The organism is Bradyrhizobium sp. ORS 111, from assembly GCF_045571485.1.
Lineage (GTDB): Bacteria > Pseudomonadota > Alphaproteobacteria > Rhizobiales > Xanthobacteraceae > Bradyrhizobium.
In genome coordinates this window covers 5,022,216-5,041,031 of record NZ_CP120701.1, presented here as the reverse complement: position 1 = coordinate 5,041,031, position 18,816 = coordinate 5,022,216, and the positions used below count along the sequence as shown (strand labels likewise).

General features: G+C 62.3%; 17 protein-coding genes. All 17 read left to right on the top strand.

Translation table 11 applies throughout. The features are described 5' to 3' along the window. Positions 1-14 precede the first annotated feature (14 nt). The gene (locus tag P6U30_RS23540) at positions 15-794 is read left to right on the top strand and encodes an ABC transporter permease (protein ID WP_407165279.1); all 780 of its coding nucleotides are present in this window, start codon (positions 15-17) and stop codon (positions 792-794) included. Continuing rightward, positions 794-1,858: an ABC transporter ATP-binding protein gene (locus P6U30_RS23535; RefSeq protein ID WP_407165278.1), complete on the top strand. Its 1,065-nt coding sequence runs from the start codon at positions 794-796 to the stop codon at positions 1,856-1,858. The genes P6U30_RS23540 and P6U30_RS23535 overlap by 1 nt, the downstream gene beginning before the upstream one ends. Before the next feature lie 12 nt (positions 1,859-1,870). Beyond that, positions 1,871-2,905: a PotD/PotF family extracellular solute-binding protein gene (locus tag P6U30_RS23530; protein ID WP_407165277.1), complete on the top strand. Its 1,035-nt coding sequence runs from the start codon at positions 1,871-1,873 to the stop codon at positions 2,903-2,905. Between the two features lie 163 nt (positions 2,906-3,068). Further along, complete coding sequence (locus P6U30_RS23525) at positions 3,069-3,899, top strand: ABC transporter permease (protein ID WP_407170522.1); 831 nt, start codon at positions 3,069-3,071, stop codon at positions 3,897-3,899. Positions 3,900-3,946: 47 nt separating this feature from the next. Continuing rightward, on the top strand, positions 3,947-5,554 hold the full coding sequence (locus tag P6U30_RS23520) for an amidohydrolase family protein (protein WP_407165276.1): 1,608 nt from the start codon (positions 3,947-3,949) through the stop codon (positions 5,552-5,554). Continuing rightward, a complete protein-coding gene (locus P6U30_RS23515) occupies positions 5,551-6,558 on the top strand; it encodes a CobW family GTP-binding protein (RefSeq protein ID WP_407165275.1) in 1,008 nt (335 codons plus the stop codon). The genes P6U30_RS23520 and P6U30_RS23515 overlap by 4 nt, the downstream gene beginning before the upstream one ends. A 72-nt stretch (positions 6,559-6,630) precedes the next feature. Further along, positions 6,631-8,403: a CocE/NonD family hydrolase gene (locus P6U30_RS23510; RefSeq protein ID WP_407165274.1), complete on the top strand. Its 1,773-nt coding sequence runs from the start codon at positions 6,631-6,633 to the stop codon at positions 8,401-8,403. Positions 8,404-8,619: 216 nt separating this feature from the next. Further along, positions 8,620-9,366 carry an alpha/beta hydrolase gene (locus P6U30_RS23505; RefSeq protein WP_407165273.1) on the top strand — a complete coding sequence of 249 codons (747 nt, stop codon included), beginning with the start codon at positions 8,620-8,622 and terminating at the stop codon, positions 9,364-9,366. A 481-nt stretch (positions 9,367-9,847) separates the two neighbouring features. Further along, positions 9,848-11,002 carry a transporter substrate-binding domain-containing protein gene (locus P6U30_RS23500; RefSeq protein ID WP_407165272.1) on the top strand — a complete coding sequence of 385 codons (1,155 nt, stop codon included), beginning with the start codon at positions 9,848-9,850 and terminating at the stop codon, positions 11,000-11,002. Next, the gene (locus P6U30_RS23495) at positions 10,999-11,640 is read left to right on the top strand and encodes an ANTAR domain-containing response regulator (RefSeq protein ID WP_407165271.1); all 642 of its coding nucleotides are present in this window, start codon (positions 10,999-11,001) and stop codon (positions 11,638-11,640) included. The genes P6U30_RS23500 and P6U30_RS23495 overlap by 4 nt, the downstream gene beginning before the upstream one ends. A gap of 129 nt (positions 11,641-11,769) precedes the next feature. Continuing rightward, positions 11,770-13,020, top strand: a complete 1,251-nt coding sequence (locus P6U30_RS23490; RefSeq protein WP_407165270.1) for a transporter substrate-binding domain-containing protein — start codon at positions 11,770-11,772, stop codon at positions 13,018-13,020. Between the two features lie 134 nt (positions 13,021-13,154). Further along, positions 13,155-14,024 carry an urea ABC transporter permease subunit UrtB gene (urtB, locus tag P6U30_RS23485; protein ID WP_407147170.1) on the top strand — a complete coding sequence of 290 codons (870 nt, stop codon included), beginning with the start codon at positions 13,155-13,157 and terminating at the stop codon, positions 14,022-14,024. A gap of 16 nt (positions 14,025-14,040) precedes the next feature. Beyond that, positions 14,041-15,180, top strand: a complete 1,140-nt coding sequence (urtC, locus tag P6U30_RS23480) for an urea ABC transporter permease subunit UrtC (RefSeq protein WP_407165269.1) — start codon at positions 14,041-14,043, stop codon at positions 15,178-15,180. After that, complete coding sequence (urtD, locus tag P6U30_RS23475) at positions 15,177-15,929, top strand: urea ABC transporter ATP-binding protein UrtD (RefSeq protein ID WP_407165268.1); 753 nt, start codon at positions 15,177-15,179, stop codon at positions 15,927-15,929. The genes urtC and urtD overlap by 4 nt, the downstream gene beginning before the upstream one ends. After that, positions 15,922-16,614: an urea ABC transporter ATP-binding subunit UrtE gene (gene urtE, locus P6U30_RS23470; RefSeq protein ID WP_407165267.1), complete on the top strand. Its 693-nt coding sequence runs from the start codon at positions 15,922-15,924 to the stop codon at positions 16,612-16,614. Before urtD ends, urtE begins: the two co-directional genes overlap by 8 nt. 36 nt (positions 16,615-16,650) lie before the next feature. Beyond that, on the top strand, positions 16,651-17,688 hold the full coding sequence (locus tag P6U30_RS23465) for an aliphatic amidase (protein WP_407147166.1): 1,038 nt from the start codon (positions 16,651-16,653) through the stop codon (positions 17,686-17,688). A gap of 105 nt (positions 17,689-17,793) precedes the next feature. Then, entirely contained in the window at positions 17,794-18,813 is a 1,020-nt protein-coding gene (locus tag P6U30_RS23460) for an alpha/beta fold hydrolase (protein WP_407165266.1), read from the top strand. Positions 18,814-18,816: the final 3 nt, after the last annotated feature.

Here is an 18,816-nt window from a genome sequence, read left to right as displayed (position 1 = left end):
TTAGGCGCGTCTTCATGCGGACGCTGGTCGTGCTCGCCTACGTCATCATCTTCGCGCCGGTCGCGATGATCGTTGCGACCAGCTTCTTTGCCCAGGAGATTGTCAGCTTCCCGCCGCCGGCACTGACCTGGCACTGGTACGTCAACGCCTGGGACAAGCCGGAATTCCTGCGTGGCCTGATGACCAGCCTTCAGGTCGCATTGCTCGCCGCCGCTATCGGCGTGCCGATCGGCACCGCCGCCGCGCTCGCCATCGTGCGCGGCCAGTTTTGGGGCAAGCAGGCGATCAGCGCGCTCCTGCTTGCGCCCCTGGCGGTGCCCGGGGTCGTGGCAGGCTCGGGACTCTATATGTTCTATGTGCTCGCGGAGAACGCGCTCGACCGCGATATCAAGGCGACGACGGAGGGCCTGGTCGCCGCTCACGTGCTCCTCACCATTCCGTGGACGGTGCGGCTGGTGGTCGCAAGTCTGCAGGGCCTTGATCGCGCGGCGGAGGAGGCCGCGGCCAATCTCGGTGCGAATCCCTTCACGGTGTTTCGCCGCATCACATTGCCGATGATGCGGCCAGGGATCGTGGCCGCCGCGATGTTCTCCTTCATCCAGAGCTTCGAAAATCTCGACCTGTCATTGCTGCTGGTCGGACCCGGCCGCATCACGCTGCCCGTCGCGATGCTCAATTATCTGGAGTTTCGGATCGACCCGACGCTGGCCGCGGTCGCTACGGTGCAAATCCTGATCGTCGGAGTGCTGATGGTCGTGACAGATCGCTTCGTCAAATTGTCGCGGGTCGTCTGATGGCAAGTCTGTCGATCGAAAATCTGTGCAAGCGATTCGGTGCCTCGGTCGCGGTCGACGGCCTTGATCTCACGGTGCAGGAAGGCGAGCTGGTGGCGCTGCTTGGGCCTTCCGGTTGCGGAAAGACCACGACCTTACGCATGGTTGCAGGGTTTCTGCCGCCGACCGGCGGACGCGTGCTGTTCGACAAGGAGGATGTGACCCGTTTGCCCGCGCACAGGCGCTCAACCGGCATGGTGTTCCAGTCCTATGCGCTCTTTCCGCACATGACCGCCGCGCAGAATGTTGGCTTCGGGCTGGAGATGCGCGGGCTCGGCCGGGCGGAGCGAGAGACCAAGGTCGAAGAGGCGTTGAAGCTGGTTCGGCTGTCGCATCTTGCCACTCGCTTTCCCCGGGAGTTGTCCGGCGGGCAACAGCAGCGCGTCGCGCTGGCTCGTGCGCTGGTGATCAATCCGAAGCTCTTCTTGCTCGATGAGCCGCTCTCGAATCTCGACGCCAAGCTGCGCGCCGAGGTGCGGATCGAAATCCGGGCGCTGCAACAGCGGCTCGGCCTGACCACGCTCTTGGTGACGCATGATCGCGAGGAGGCGCTGACGATGGCCGATCGCCTAGTCGTGATGGAAAGCGGGCGGGTGCGCCAGGTCGGCTCACCACGCGACCTCTATGACGCACCGCAAGATGCGTTCGTCGCGGATTTCGTCGGCCGCTGCAATATCCTCCTCGGGCAGCGCGAGAACGAGACCCAATTCCGGACCGCGAACGGGCTCGTTTTGTCGGTCGACATCGCGCCGAGCGAGAGCAAGAATGCGAACGCCTTTGCGCTGCGACCGGAACGGATTTCGATCCATCCGGGTGCGAAGGGCGATCTCCGGGGTTCGGTTCAGGCCGTGACGTATCTGGGATCGCAGACCGAATACCATGTGCGCATCGGCAAGGAGGTCTTCGTGGTGATACGGCAAACCCCTGATGCAAGCGAGCCGCTCGCCGCGCTCAAGCCCGATGACCAGGTTTCCCTGCAATGGGACAGCAGGGCTCCGCGGCTGGTGCCGCAAACATCCGTCTGAGGAAGGATCGTCATGATATCGCGACGTCATTTTCTGTCTGCGGGCGCCGGAGCTGCGACCGTGCTGGCTTCCGGAGCGCACGTTGCGCACGCGGCATCGGGCCAGGTTGTGGTCGGCACGTGGGGCGGCGACTATGGCCAGTTGCTCAGCGACCTGATCGACAAACCGCTGCTGGCGCCGAAGGGCATCGAAGTGCTGCAGGATGTCGCCAACGCCGATCCGAGAAAGACCAAGCTGCTGGCGGAGCGACAGAGCCGGCGCGGATCGATGGACGTGGCCTGTCTGTCCGATAGCGACCACTATATCGTCGCCACCACCAACGTGTTCGATACCGTCGATGCTAGCAAGGTCTCGCGGCTCGACAAGGTGTTTCCCGAGCTTCGCACCGATACCGCCATTCCTCACATCTATTCGGCGCAGGTGATCCTCTACAACGAGAACCTTGTGAAGACGCCGCCGACGTCCTGGGCCGACCTCTGGGACCCCAAATGGCGCGGCCGTGTCGGTCTCGCCGATATCCTTTATCCCGCAAATACTCTCGCTGCGGCGCTCGCCGGCGGCGGCGGCGTTTCGAACTACGATCCCGCCGAAAAGAAGCTGATGGAGTTGCGGTCGCTCGATGTGAAGATCTATCCGTCCAACGAGGCGCTCGCGGCTGGCCTCAAATCCGAGGAGGTCTGGCTCACGAGCATGTGGCTGGCGCGGGGTTTCATGTGGAAGAAGGCGGGCATCCCGCTCTCCCACGTCGTGCCGAAGGAAGGTGCGGTGTCGATCGTGTTCGAAGCTAGCGTGCCGCGTAATGCGCGCAACAAGGAAGGCGGCTTTGCCTATCTCGATGCGATGCTCGATCCCAAGGCGCAGATCGCCTTCGCCGACAAGATGGGATACGTGCCAACGGTCTCGGACGCCGTTTTGCCGGAGGATCTCGCCAAGCACGTCAGCCTGAGCGAGGCCGACCGCGCCAAGCTCCTCAAGCCGGATTACAAGTATCAAACCGAGCGCTCGCAACGCACGCTCGATTTCTGGAACAAGCAGTTCAAGGGTTGATGGATCCAGCTTCCTCCTTCGCAACGCTGTCGACCCGTTGTCGCATGCGTTGGAGTTGAGAGGCTGGAGGTAGATTGTTGCGACCTGTGGGAGCGGTGGATTGACGTTCGGTGACCGGCATCGCGGGAAAGTGGGGGAGAATGTGAGACTGGCTTCTCGCGGGATGGCGTTGCTGGTCGTGCCCGCCTGTCTCCTGGTGCTGGGGCTACTGATCGGCCCGATGGCCCTGATGTTCAGGATTTCGCTCAACAAGTTCAGCCCGACGCAGTTGATGATCGAGGCCTTCACCTTCAACAACTATCTGCAGGCGGCCGCGGACCCTTATTATCAGGAGGTCATCCTGACAACGCTGGGGATGGCGCTGCTCTGCACGGCGCTCACTCTCGTCATTGCCTTTCCGGCAGCCTACTGGCTCGGGCGTCTGGAGAGCCGCTGGAAAAGTCTCGTGGTCATCGCGACATTGTTTCCGCTCCTGGTCGGCAACGTGGTCCGATCGGCCGGCTGGATGGCGCTGTTCACACGCGAGGGCTTGGTCAATACGGTACTCCTGAAGGCGCACGCGATCAGCGAGCCGCTGACATTGATGTACACGCCGAAGGCGGTGGTGTTCGGCATCATTGCGGTCGTCCTGCCGTATATGATCCTGACCATTGCCGCCGTGATAGAGAGCATTCCGCGCAATCTGGAGGAAGCGGCCGCCAATCTCGGAGCGTCGGCGTTCCAGCAATTCTGGCGAGTGATCCTGCCGCTGTCCGCGCCGGGCGTCGCCGCGGGCTCGATCCTGGTCTTCGTTTTGTGCATGAACACCTATGCAACCGCGGTGCTTCTCGGCGGCCCTCGTTTCAAGATGATGGCACCGGCGATCTTTGACCAGTTTGTGCGCGGCAACAACTGGCCGATGGGCGCCACGCTGGCCTTCATGCTGCTCGCGGTCACGATGAGCTTCACGATTTTCGGCAGCATCGCCTTTGCACGGCGGTACCGAGTGAGATAGCCGCACAACGAACAAAAAGACCCGCTCAACGAGAAGGAAATGCGCTCATGGTTGATCAGGCGAAGTCGGAGATATCCCCGGGCGATGAGCTTGCGCGTATCCGCAACAAGGGTGAGGTTCCGGTCGTCGCGAAGGCGACCTCGCGCGATCGCGGCATCGGGCCGTTCAAGCGCCTCGCCCTGCGCAGCGCGACCGTCATCGACGGGACCGGCGCGCCGCCGATCGGGCCGGTCGACATCGTTGTGGAAGACGGACGTATCGTCAGCCTGAAGAAGGTCACGGGCTATGGCGCGGGGCCGAGCGAGCCGGCGGACCACGAGATCGATTGCCGCGGCAAATGGGTGACGCCGGGCTTTGTCGATTGCCACGCCCATGCCGGCGTTGCCTTTCACTCCGCCAATGGCTGGGTGCCACCGGTCGATTACGTCTACAAGCTCTGGCTTGCCCACGGCGTGACCACCGTGCGCGAAATGGGCTCGATGAACGGCCTCGGCTGGGTGATCGATCAGCGCGAGCGGTCCAGGCAGAACACCATCGCGGCGCCCAGGCTGCTCGCTTATGCCTATTTTCCGGCGGTCAATGATATGGTCAAGACTATCTACACGCCGGAGCAGGGCCGGGAGTGGCTGCGCAAGGTCAAGGAGCGCGGAGCCGACGGCATCAAGTTCTTCGGCGCGCCGCCGGCGATCATGGAAGCAGCGCTCGATGAGTGCAGGAAGCTCGGCCTGCGGTCCGGCTGTCATCACGCGCAGATGGCGGTGACGCGCATGAATGCGCTGACCACGGCCGGCTGGGGTCTCACCAGCGCCGAGCACTACTATGGATTGCCCGAAGCGCTGTACGAGGATCGCGTCGTGCAGAACTTCCCACTCGATTACAATTACACCGACGAATACTTCCGCTTCTCGATCTCGGGACAGATGTTCGGCCAGGCCGCCAAGCCCGGCACGCGCAAATGGGAGGAGACGCTGGAGAAGTTTCTCGAGATCGGCTTCACCTTCGTTCCGACCTTCACCATCTACGATGCCAATCGCGACCTGATGCGCGCCCGCCAGGCCTATTGGCACAAGGACTACACCTGGAAGTCGATGTGGGACTACTTCACGCCACAGCGTGGCGGCCACGGCTCCTACTGGTATCGCTGGTCCACGCAGAACGAAATCGAGTGGAAGGAAAACTACCGGCTGTGGATGGCGTTCATCAACGAATACAAGAACCGAGGAGGGCGCGTCTGCGCCGGCAGCGACTCCGGCTTCATCTACCAGATCTTCGGCTTCGGCTACATCCGCGAGCTGGAGCTCTTGCAGGAAGCCGGCTTCCATCCGCTCGAGGTGATCCGCGCCGCGACCTCGCAAGGCGCCGCGCTATGCGGCATTCAGGATGAGGTCGGCACCATCGACATCGGCATGCGTGCCGACATGCTGGTCCACGATCACAACCCGCTCACCGACTTCAAGCTGCTCTATGGCACCGGTGCGATGCGGTTCAACGATGCGACCAACGCCGTCGAATGGCATCACGGCCTGAAATACACCATCAAGGACGGCATCATCTACGATACCGAGGAGCTGCTGGCTGACGTCCGCGAGCTCGTGAAGGCGAGCTGGGAGAGCGATATCCCGGAGAAATACGCATCGCGGGTCGCCGCCGAATGAGCAACGGTGCGCTCGATTTCTTCGTGCTGACGGGATTCCTGGGATCGGGAAAGACCACGCTGCTGCGTGACTTCCTCGGGCATCCCGAAGCGGCCGATACCGCTGTGATCGTCAATGAGGCGGGAGAGATCGGGCTCGATGGCATCGTGCTGCGCGAGAGCGGCGACGACCTTCCGATCGCGACGCTGGCTAACGGTTGTGTCTGCTGCCAGGTTGGCAGCGATCTCGCCTTCACGATCGATCGCCTCATCATGGCACCGCGGCCAGCCGGGGCCGGTCCGCTGCGGCGCATTGTCCTGGAGACCAGCGGGCTTTCGATGCCGGGGCCAGTGCTGCGCACGCTCGCGACGCTGGCCGAACATCGGATGCGCGTGGCCGTGATCGGCACCTTCGATCTTGCGCGCGGCAGCGACGTGGCGACGTATGAAGAAGCTGTAGCACAATGGGCGGCGTCGCATCGCATTGTGGCGACCAAGGCCGACCTCGTCGCGCCCGCCGATCTCGCCGACGCGCCATCGATCATCGCCGAGCTCAACCCGCTCGCGGAGGTCGTTGCGACGGCAGACCGGGGGCGTTCGGTGCTGACGGCGTTTGCGCCATTGACCGCGCCGCCCCGAGTCGAGATCGCACCAGTCAAGGGCAACGCGCATCCACGAGTCGCTGTCTGCCTCGCCAAGCCGACGGGCGAGGTGGCTTATCCTGATGTCGCAGCCTGGCTCGACAACCTTGCCGGCGCGCTTGGCGAACGCCTGTTGCGGATCAAGGGGCTGGTGCAAGTCGTCGAAAGCCAACGACCGCTCCTGATCGAGTGCGTGGGTACGACATTCTCACCACCGCGCGTATTCCAGATGAATGCTGCGCCGCTTTCCGGGCTCGTCATTATCGCGCGCGACGTGGACGAGGCCGACCTGCACCAGGTCGCGCCGGTCGGGCTCTTTGAACTCTCCCCCTGGAAGGCGCCGGAGCGGAACGGCCGTATGCTCAAGGCCGAGTGGGTCGCTTAGTCCATGAGTGTCGCCGCAAATCGTGATCGCGCCTGGCATGTGTCGCCCGCAACCTATTTGGCGCAACGCCAAGTGAGCTTTCAACTCGCGCCGCCGCGCTCGCAATATGTCACGATGCGCGACGGTTGTCGGCTGGCAGTCGATGTCTATGTCCCGCAGTCCGCCACCACAGCGGTCGAGAACTCCTTTCCGACCCTTGTCTTCTTCACGCCCTACTATCGGCGATTCAAGCTGCGGCCGGGTGGCGTAGGCGAGGCGAACCCGAACACTGGAAAATTTCGCGACTTCTTCGTGCCACGCGGCTATGCAGTCGTGGTCGTCGATGTGCGCGGCACCGGCGCCAGCTTCGGCACGCGCGATGGCTTCCGTTCGCCGCGCGAACGTGACGACAGCCGCGAGATCGCCGATTGGATCGTGGCGCAGTCGTGGTCCAACGGGACGATCGGCGCGACCGGCATCTCCTATCTCGGCGCGGCGGCCGATTTTCTGGCCTCGACCGGCCATCGCGCCGTGAAGGCGATCGCGCCGATTTCCTCGGTCTGGGATACCTATGCCGACAATTACTTTCCCGGCGGCATTCAGCTCAAGTCGCTGACCAGGGTCTATGACGAACTGATGATCGGGCTCGACCACGACCGCCGCGATATCCTCAGGCAGTTCTCGTACTTCAGCAATCCGGATTTCGAAGGTCCGCAACCCGTCGACGGAGACCCGGAAGGCGCGCTCGTGAGCGCGGCGATCAAGGAGCATCTGAACAATTTCAGGCAAACCGACTTCATGGCGGAATTTCGATTTCGCGAGGAGGGGCTGCCATACGACCCCGAATTCACCTCGGCCTCGATCAGCCCCTATTCCGTCGCGCATGAGATGCATCCCGATGTTGCCATTCTCTCCGTGTCCGGCTGGCTCGATGGCGCCGGCTACATGAACGGCGCGATCTCGCGCTACCTGACCAAGAAGGACAATCCTCGCCATCTCCTGCTCGGTCCGTGGGACCACGGCGCGCGCATCGACGTCTCACCGTGGCGGCGGGCTATCGAACCGGACTTTCCGTTGCTCGGAGAGCTGCTGCGCTTCTTCGATACCTATCTGATGGGGCTCGACACCGGGCTGCACGAAGAAGCTCCTATCCACTACTTCGCAGTTCACGCAGAACAATGGCGCGCGGCGGAGAGTTGGCCGCCGATCTCGGCACAGCAGAGTTTCTTCCTTGCGCCCGACGGTCGCCTTGCAAAGGTCGCTTCCTCGGCAGGTGAGGACCGCTACCAGGTCGACTTCACCCTGGGCACCGGCACCGAAACCCGTTATGAGCGCATCGCCGGCATTGACAGCCGCCAGTATTACGCGGATTGGCAGGGCCGTACCGAGAAGATGCTGAGCTACACGTCGGAGCCGCTTGAGACGGCTGGCGAACTTGCCGGTCATGGTCTCGTCGATCTCTGGATCTCCTCAAGCGAGCGCGACGCCGCGCTGTTCGTCTATCTGACCGAAGTCGAGGCCGACGGCAGCGAGCGCTACGTCACCGAGGGCTTGCTACGAGCGCTGCATCGGAAGGAGCAGGCAGCGCCCGAGACCTATCGCAGCACTTGGCCGTTCCGCAGCTTCACGCGCGCCGATGCCGCACCGCTTGACCCCGGCGTGATCGAGCGCATCCGTATTCCGCTGTTGCCAGTCGCGTGGCGCTTTTCTGCCGGAAGCCGCATTCGCCTGTCGGTCGCCGGCGCCGACGACGATCATTGCGGACAGGTGCCGCATGGGCGTCCGCCGCTTCTGAAGATTTTGCGGGGAGGGGCTAGCGCGTCCAGACTGGAATTACCCTTGCAAATGTGTGAGCGCACGACGTAGACGGCGAGCAGGCGTCGCTGACAATGCAGACCGGTATGCCGATTGAGTTGAAGGGGCGATGATCGCTCCCGAGCAGCAAAGGATCCTATGTCCGCTAGACAGCCATTCTGGTCGTCCCTCACGCCGGCCGAACACGAATTTCAGTACAACCCGCAGGCCGCATTCCCCAATTTTAGGGATGCTCAGGCGGGCCGGACAGCAATCAATACCAAGGCATTGACGGGCCTGGTGCGCCTCGCGGATCAGGCCTATGGCGATCACCCGTTGCGCAAAGTGGATGTCTATCCAGCCGCGACGGGAGGCAAGCCCGCTCCGGTTCACGTGTTCATCCATGGCGGCTATTGGCGTACGCAGGACAAGGAGAACTTTGCTTTTATCGCCGCGCCGCTGGTGGCCGCCGGCGTCACGACTGTTATCGTCAACTACGAGCTCTGCCCGGCTTCGACCCTTGATGGCGTGGCGGAGTCCGCTATCGCGGCCCTCGATTGGACTCGACGTGAAGCAGCCGGTTTCGGCGGTGATCCGCGCCGGATCAGCCTGTCGGGACACTCGGCCGGCGCCCATCTGGTCGCCGAATGCCTGGCGCATAGTTGGGCGGAGGCCGGCGTGGACCCAGCCTTCCTGATCGGCGCCGTCATGATCAGCGGCATCTACGATCCGCGTCCAGTGATGGGCACCGGCGTCAATGCCGAGGTCCGTTTGACCGAAGACATTGCGGTGCGGCGCGATGTCGAAACTCGGCAGGTCTTTGTCAAATGCCCGTCAACGCTCTTCGTCGGCGGTCTCGAGCCATGGCATTGGATCGAGCAGACCTACCGCTACTCGCACCATCTTCATCGAAGCGGTCTGACGCCGGAGGTCCACACCCTGCCGCGATGGGGCCATTTCGATATCCTGAACGAATTCACGGAGGCGGGAAGTCCGATCCTGAACGCCGTGCTCGCGAAGGCGACGTCTGCCTGAGGCGCGGCTTGGCACTGGCCGGCTTGTGCGCGGCCCGTTGAAGGAAGCCTGGCAGCAGGTTCGGAAATGAACAGCATTGCAGCAAATGGGCTGCTCGCATGACTTGCACTTGGGCAGGCTTCCGCTCGCGCCAGACGCACCGCGCAAGAGGTCGTGCAGCCCGCAGCGCCGAAGGCGAGCGGCATCTGCGGCTTGCCGTATCGTATAAAGTCTGTTTTGCGGTCGCGATATGCTATCGGCGCGGGTAATCACTCGCGCGTCTACCTGCGATAGTTCGTTCGTCACGCGATGCGGCAACAATGTTGTCGTTGCCTATTTTTCGTTCGGTCCCCATTGCGCGTCGGTTTCGTTGGCAACATTAGTTGTTTGGGTCCTTGTCTGGCGGAAGATGACATGCAATTGTCCGCGGCCGGCAATCCTGTTCGAGAGCAACAAGAACAACAATCACTCTCGTCCCTCCCGCTAAGTCGAGGGCTTGATCATGTCGAACCTTTCGCAAACGACGTCCGCTCTGTGGCGGATTGGTGTGTTGTTCTCGCGAACCGGCTTCATGTCGGTGATCGAGGAGACCCAGTACCAGGGGACACAGCTCGCGATCGAGGAGGTGAATGACGCTGGCGGGGTCTGCGGCCGTGAACTGGTCCCGGTCGCCTATGACCCCGGTTCGGATTCGGCGGCCTATGGTCATTACGCGAAGCGGCTGATGGTCGAGGACCAGGTCAGCACGATCTTCGGCTGCTACACTTCGTCAAGCCGCAAGGCCGTGCTGCCGGTCGTCGAACGGTTGAACGGCCTGCTCTGGTATCCGACGCTCTACGAAGGTTTCGAGGCGTCGCCGAATGTTATCTATACCGGCGCATCCCCCAACCAGAACAGCCTCGCGCTGTGCCGTTACCTGATGGATACCTTCGGGACGCGGTTCTACTTCGTCGGCTCGGATTACATCTATCCGCGCGAGTCCAACCGCGTGATGCGCGAACTGCTCAAAGCCAATGGTGGCTCTGTGGTCGGCGAGCGCTACGTCAATGTTCGCGCGCGCTGGCAGGATTTCCTGCCGATCATTCAGGATATCAAGCGGGTCCGGCCCGATGTGATCTTTTCGACCGTCGTGGGCGAGGGCACGGTGTTCCTCTATCAGGCCTACGCGAATGTCGGGCTTGATCCGAAGCAGATGCCGATCGCCAGCCTGACCACCACGGAAGCCGAGATCGCGGCGATGGGATTCGACGTCGGCCAGGGGCACATTACGGCGGCATCCTACTTTCAGGGTGTCGAGGGCAGCGCCAACAATGCGTTTGTGCAGCGCTTCAAGAAGCGTTTCGGTGGGGATATCTCGACCAATATGTGTGCGGAAGCGTCGTACTTTCAGCTCCATCTGTTTGCGAAAGCGCTCGAGCAGGTGAATACGCTGGATACCGAAGTGCTCCGCTCGATGGTGTTCGGCACCAGCTTCGACGCGCCGCAAGGCGCGGTCACCGTCAACCCGATGTCGGGGCATACCGATCTGTGGACTCGCATCGGGCGGGCCAACCGCCAGGGCCAGTTCGACGTTCTCAGCCAGTCGAAAGAGCCCGTGCATGCGGATCCGTTCCTGATCGGGTACGGTCGCGCAACGCAAACAGGAAGCGTCCAATGAACGAAATGTCGCGTAAGCCGTCCGTCAGCCGGGACATGGCCGGCCGCAGGACCATGGTACAGGAGCTTGCGGATTTGTCGGCCGTGGTGGTCGCCCCGGTCGACGATCAGGTCGGCATGCTGCTGCGCGAATTGCAGCGCTTCAGGATGCGAGTCCGACAGGTGTGGCCGATGCCGGAGAGCGTTCCGGCGGATGCCGACGTCGTGTACTGCGAATACGCGCCGGATCTGGCGCGTCGCTTGCCGTGGATTCCCGGCGATGCGCGGTCGGCTCTGGTGATCATCCTGCCCGCGACGGAAGCCATTCACGCCGAGGCGCTCTGTCATGCGACCCCCAACGCGATCCTGCCCCGGCCATTCACGCCGAACGCAGTGTTGTCCAGCCTTGTGCTCGCACGCAGCCAGTTCGGCTACGAACGGCGCCTGCGCAGCAAGATCGAGAAGCTTGATGATAATCTGCGCTCGATGCGCACCGTCGAGCGCGCCAAGGCGATCCTGATGGCGACGCGGCAGATGCCGGAAACCGAAGCTTATGGCTTCATCCGGCGGCAGGCGATGGATCGTCGGGTGTCAGCGAGCGCCGTCGCCGCGGCGATTGTTGACTCGTTCGAACTGCTTGGCTACGATCATCAACAGTAAGCCCCAATAGCGGGGCCGGCGGCGACAGCGCCGCCATCGACACAACCGGCAACAAAGCCCTCCCAATGCTCGCGTGAGCGCGCATCGGGAGGGCTTTTTGTTTTTTCAGTGTCCTGAAGGGAGCTAGGGATGAGCATTTCAAGGCGGACTTTGCTGAGGAATACTGCGGCTTTGGGCGCTTTCGCCGGCGCCGGATTTCCGCACATCTGGATCAAGAATGCCAATCTCGCCAATGCCGCTGGCGGCGAGATCAAGGTCGGCGTGCTGTTCTCGCTGACGGGAACGACTGCGATCATCGAGGAATCGCTCAATAAGGCGACACTGCTTGCAATCGAGGAGATTAACGCCACCGGCGGCATCAAGGGCAGCAAGGTCGTGCCGATCGTCGAGGACCCTGCCTCCGATCCAGCCACCTTCTCCGAAAAGGCGCGCAAGCTCGTCGTCGGCGATAAGTGCGTCAGCGTATTTGGCTCCTATACGTCCGCGAGCCGCAAGGCAGTTCTGCCGGTCTTCGAGCGGCAGAACAATCTCTACTGGTATCCGACCCTCTATGAGGGCCGCGAGTGCTCGAAGAATGTGATCTACACCGGCGCGGTGCCGAACCAGCAGCAGGACGAATTCGTGCCCTGGTTGGTCAAGAAGTTCGGCAAGAAGTTCTACCTGATCGGCTCCAACTACATCTATCCGAAGGAAGAGAATAACTACTGCAAGAAGCTGTTGGAGAAGCACGGCGGCGAGGTCGTCGCTGAAGAATACGTTCCGCTCGGCCATTCCGAGTTCTCTTCCGTCATCAACAAGATCCGCTCGACGCAGCCAAACGTGATTTTCTCGACCGTAGTCGGGGATTCCGTGGTCGCGCTGCATCGCCAGTATCGCGCTGCCGGGCTCGATCCGGAGAAGATGCCGATGGCGAGTTTGACGACCTCGGAGAACGAGGTGGCGGCGATGGGTGGCGATGCCGCCGCTGGTCACTTCACCTCGGCGCCATACTTCATGGTTCACAAGTCGCCGGAGAACGAGAAGTTCGTCGAGGCCTACAAGAAGCGGTGGGGCGCCGACAAGGTCACGCATTTCGTGTCGGAGGCCTGCTACTTCCAGGTCCACCTGTTCAGGCAAGCGGTGGAGAAGCTGGCGACCAGCGATCTCACGCCGCCGAACATCCGCGATGCAGTCAAGGGGCAGGAAACGATCGCACCGCAGGGGAAAGTGCAGATCGAGCCGGAGAACTTGCATACCTGGCTGTGGCCAAAGATCGCTCAGGCGAGGTCCAACGGTCAGTTCGAGATTCTCGTCGAAGCGAAGGAGTGGCTGAAGCCGCTGCCTTACGCCGCCTATCCCGGGCAGGTCTGCACCGACAAGGGCCTGGTCGAGAAGAGTTGACGCCACGGGGGCTGCTGCTGGCCGTCGGCGTTCGCGCCGGCGGCTGGCGTCCAGCCTCGAGCAAACGAGCTCCCGGGCGGCGCTGCGCGGACGTTGCGGCGAGAAATGAACTTTAGAAAAGCGGATTCCCTAGCGTGGACCAACTAATCGAACAGATCATCACAGGCCTCAGCATCGGATCGATCCTGCTGCTTGTGGCGATGGGCCTATCGATCATCTACGGCTCGATGGGCATCATCAACCTTGCGCACGGTGAGTTCGTGATGCTCGGTGCTTACGCGGCCTGGGTGTTGCACACCTATCTCGGGCTCGGCCTGCTGGCGAGCCTCGTTCCGATCTTCCTCGTGGTTGCGGCGTTTGGCTGGGTCATCGAACGCTACATCCTGAGCCTGCTCAACAACCGTCCGCTCGATACGATCCTCGCGACCTGGGGCGTCGGCATCATGTTGCAGCAGGCGGTGCGGCTGACAGTGGGCAGCGAGTTGCGCTACGTGCAGCTTCCGCCGGCGTTGTCCGACAGCATGAATGTGTTTGGCCTGTCGGTGTCGTCCTACCGGGTCTTCCTGTTCGTGGTGGCGATCGCGCTGTTCGCGGCGACCTGGTTGCTCATGAACCGGACGCCCGTCGGTATGAAGCTGCGCGCCATCATCCAGGACCGGTCGGTCGCAGCCTCGTTCGGCATCAACGCCAAGCGCGTCTATGCCCTGACCTTCGCCTATGGCGCGGGGCTCGCGGGGCTCGCCGGCGCGCTGGTGTCACCGCTCAAGAGCGTGTCGCCGGACATGGGCACCGGCTACGTGGTCGACGCCTTCATGGTGGTCGTGCTCGGCGGCGTGCAGAGCCTTGCCGGGACCGTCGCGAGCGCCTTCATCCTCGGCGAGCTCTCCGGCGCCATCGCCTTCCTTCAGAACGATACGGTCGCCAAAGCGATGGTGCTGCTCGCCATCGTCGTGCTGATCCGCTTTCGTCCTGAAGGGCTTTTCACCGCGCGTGTGCGAACCTGAGACAGATTGCCTATCGATGTCATTGAACCCTTCCACATCCAGCGGATTGCAGCGCCTCACAGTGCAACTTGCGCCGCCGCTCATCGTCTGCGCGCTAGTGTTCGCGCTGCCGGTGCTGCTCAATAACGATTTTCTGCTCAACAAGGTCGCGCGCTACCTTGTGCTCGGCATCCTCACGGTGTCGCTCGGATTGTCCTGGGGATTCGGCGGGATACTCAACCTCGGCCAAGCCATGAGTTTTGGCCTCGGCTCGTACGCCATGGCGATGGCCTTGAAGCTCAAGACCGTCCCGGTGCACACAGGAGCGGGCGGCCTGCCGGACTTCATGGTCTGGAACAACGTCCAGCAGTTGCCCTGGTTCTGGGAGCCGTTTCGATCCCTGACATTTGCGATCGCCGCGGGCCTGATCGTACCGGCGTTGGTGGCGGCGGCGCTCGGCTGGTTCATGTTCCGAGGCCGCGTGACCGGCGTCTATGTCTCGATCGTCACGCTTGCGACAATGGTGGTCATCAATCTCGTGATCATCGACCAGCAAAGCTACACCGGCGGCTTCAACGGCATCACCGATCTGGCCCAGCTCGAGATATTCGGCGTCGCCTTCGATGCTTATGGCCGCGCCACTTACTATCTCGTCGCGGGAAGCGTGATGCTCAGCCTGCTCGTGGCTTTTGCCTTCACGAAGTCGAGGGCTGGCTTGATCGTGCAGGCGATCCGCGACCACGAGAGCAGGGTGCGTTATTTCGGCTACGACGTTGCGCTCTACCAGATTTTCGTGTTCGCGCTGTCGGCGGCGATCGCCGGGCTCGCGGGCATGCTCTACACGGTGGTGATGGAATTTGCTTCGCCGACGTTCCTCGGCGTGCAGCTCTCGCTGTCGGTTGTCGTGTGGTGCGCGGTCGGTGGGCGGCAAAGTCTGGTCGGCGCGTTTCTCGGTGCCGTGCTGGTGGCGGGCATGCAGGGAGCGCTTTCGGAATCCGCAGCGTTCCTGGAAACCTGGACGCTGGTGATGGGCGCGCTGTTCGTGCTGGTGGTGTTGTTCCTGCCGAAGGGACTCGCCGGTCTCGCCCAGAACGTCTGGCGCTGGATCGTTCAGCGTCGGCAAGTCGCGGAGCGGGACGTGCCACAGGGCGTCAGCCAGACGGAGGGCAGCACATGACCTCCCATCTCGATCTCCGCGACGTCTCCGTCAGCTTCAACGGCTTCAAGGCGCTCAATGCGCTCAACATGAGCGTGCGCAAGGGTGAGCTGCGCTGTCTGATCGGGCCCAACGGCGCGGGCAAGACCACGGCGCTGGATATCATCTGCGGCAAGATCAAGCCGAGCGCCGGCACGGTGACGTTTGCCGGCACTGCGCTACAGGATCTCGAGGAATACGAGATCGCCCGCGCCGGCGTCGGCCGCAAGTTTCAGGTTCCGAGCGTATTCCGCGACCTCACAGTCAGAGAGAACCTTGAGGTGGCGCGGGCCAGGCGCACCGGCGTGTTCGACAATCTGCGGTGGGACGTCCGCAACACGGGGCGCGAGCGCGTCGAACGTCTCGCGGAGTTGGTCGGGCTCACGGAGCGGCTCGACCGGCCAGCCGCCTATCTGTCGCATGGTCAGACCCAATGGTTGGAAATCGGGATGCTGGTCGCCCAGGACGCTGAGCTGATCCTGATGGACGAGCCCACGGCCGGCATGACCGCCCAGGAAACCCGCAAGACTGCGGAGATGTTTGCGCGATTGAAGGGCAAGCACACGTTGATCGTGGTCGAGCACGATATGGGCTTCGTGAAGGCCATCGGGGACATCATTTCGGTGATGCATATGGGACAGATGCTGGCGGAAGGAACTGCGGCAGAGGTCGAGGCTCATCCGGACGTGCGGCGGGCCTATCTCGGATCGGGAGGCATCAGCAATGCTTGAGCTGACCGACGTCGACGCCTTCTATGGGAACAGCCGGGCTCTGCAAGGCATCAATCTGATGGTCGGCACCGGCGAATTCCTGTCGGTGCTTGGCCGCAACGGCGTCGGCAAGACCACGCTGATGCGGAGCATCCTCGGCCTCATGGATCGCGTGACCGGACGGCTTTCGCTCGACGGCGCCGACATTTCAGGCTTGCGAACCCACCAGCGGGCCAAAGCCGGCATCGCCTATGTGCCGCAAGGGCGCGGTATCCTGCCGCGCTTCACCGTGCGGGAGAATCTGACGCTCGGCACGTTTGCTGCGAAGTCGGCAAACGGCATTGAAGAATGGGTGCTGGAGCTGTTTCCGGTGCTCAAGGAGTTTCTAGGTCGCTACGGCGGCAATCTCTCCGGCGGCCAGCAGCAGCAGCTCGCAATCGCCCGTGCGCTGCTCGCTCAGCCCAAGGTCATCCTGCTGGACGAGCCTACCGAAGGCATCCAGCCGAACATCGTCGAGCAGATCGAGGACGTCATCGTCAAGCTCAATCGCGAGCGTGGAATCACCGTTGTACTGGTCGAGCAGAACGTCGCATTCGCGCGGCGCGCGTCCCATCGCTTCGCGCTGCTGGAAAAAGGGCGCGTCGTGGCCAAAGGCGCGATCGACGAGCTCACCGAAGACCTCATCCAGCTACACATGGCGGTGTAGCGGGCACCATCGTCCACTTGAAAGGGAGTCGAGCACATGTTGCATGGAGACATATCGAGCAGCAAGGACACGGTCGGCGTTGCCGTGGTCAACTATAAGATGCCGCGCCTGCACACCAAGGCCGAGGTGCTGGATAATGCGCGCAACATCGCCAAGATGGTCGAGGGCATGAAGCTCGGGCTGCCGGGTATGGACCTCGTGATCTTCCCGGAATACTCGACGCACGGCATCATGTACGACTCCAAGGAGATGTACGAGACAGCGTCGGCGGTGCCGGGAGAGGAGACACGGATCTTCGCCGATGCCTGCCGCAAGGCGCGGGTCTGGGGCATATTTTCACTGACCGGCGAGCGTCACGAGGAACACCCCAACAAGGCGCCGTATAACACGCTGATCTTGATGAACGACAAGGGCGAAATCGTCCAGAAGTATCGTAAGATCATGCCATGGGTGCCGATCGAGGGCTGGTATCCCGGCGATTGCACCTATGTCTCGGAAGGCCCGAAAGGTCTGAAGATCAGCCTGATCATCTGCGACGACGGCAACTATCCGGAGATCTGGCGGGATTGCGCGATGCGCGGCGCCGAACTGATCGTCCGCTGCCAAGGCTACATGTATCCGGCCAAGGAGCAGCAGATCCAGATCTCGAAGTCGATGGCGTGGGCGAACAATTGCTACGTGGCGGTCGCCAACGCCTCCGGTTTCGATGGTGTCTACTCCTATTTCGGTCATTCGGCGATCATCGGCTTCGACGGCCGGACGCTGGGCGAGTGCGGCACCGAGGAGAATGGCATCCAGTATGCGCAGCTCTCGGTATCGCTGATCCGCGATGCGCGCCGCAACATGCAGTCGCAGAACCATCTCTTCAAGCTGATGCACCGTGGCTATACCGGCCTCATCAACTCGGGGGATGGCAATCGCGGCCATGCCGTGTGTCCCTACACCTTCTACAAGAACTGGATCACGGATCCCGAAGGCACGCGGGAAATGGTCGAAGCCATGACCCGTCCGACCGTCGGCACCGATGAATGTCCGATCGAGGGCATTCCAAACCAGAAGGTCGCGCATCGCTGAGCGACATCGGACGAATCGGCGTCGGCGCGGCGTTTCGCATCGGCGCCGCGCCGAACGGGTAGGGCGCCCCGGGGTGACGAAACAAGAACAGGAAGAGGTGCATCCATGAGCATCGACGATCAGATCTATGACCTCGGAAACGTGGCGTTGCAGCGGGGCGCGACCATTCGCGATTGCAAGCTTGCCTACAAGACCTTCGGTCAGCTCAATGCGGCCAAAGATAACGTGATCGTCTACCCGACCTGGTATTCCGGCCAGCACTATGACAACGAATGGCTGATCGGTCCGGGCAGGGCGCTCGATCCCGCAAAATACTTCATCATCATTCCCAACATGTTCGGCAACGGCCTGTCGTCGTCGCCGAGCAATACGCCGGAGCCATATAATGGGCCGCGCTTTCCGCAGGTGACGGCCTACGACAATGTGCGCGCCCAGCACCGGCTGGTGACCGAGAAATTCGGCATCAAGCACATCCGCCTGGTGGTCGGGTGGTCGATGGGAGCGCTGCAGACCTTCCATTGGGGCGCACTCTATCCTGATATGATGGATCTGCTTGCGCCGTTCTGCGGCTCGGCCAAGTGCTCGCGACACAATTTCGTGTTTCTTGAAGGCGTCAAGGCGGCGCTGACCGCGGATGCGGCCTGGAAGGAAGGCTGGTACACCGACAAGCCGGCTCGCGGCCTGCGTGCTGCCGCGCGCGTCTATGCCGGCTGGGGTTTCTCGCAGGCCTTCTATCGCGAGCAACTGGACATCAAGACGCTGGGCTATTCTTCGCTGGAGGATTTTCTGGTGGCCTTCTGGGAGGGCTTCTTCCTGCCGAAGGATGCCAACAATCTGCTGACCATGCTGTGGACCTGGCAGAATGGCGACATCAGCGACAACGAGATTTACAACCGCGATTTCAAGGCGGCACTTGGCGCGATCAAGGCCAAGGCCTTTGTCATGCCGGGACAGACCGACCTCTATTTCCCGCCGGAGGACAGCAAGTTCGAGGTTGCCAACATGCCGAACGCGGAGCTCGTGCCGGTGCCGTCGATCTGGGGGCATTTCGCAGGCGGGCCGGGGACGAATCCGGTCGATGTCGCCTTCATCGATGGCAAGCTGAAGGAACTGCTCGCATCGTGAGGT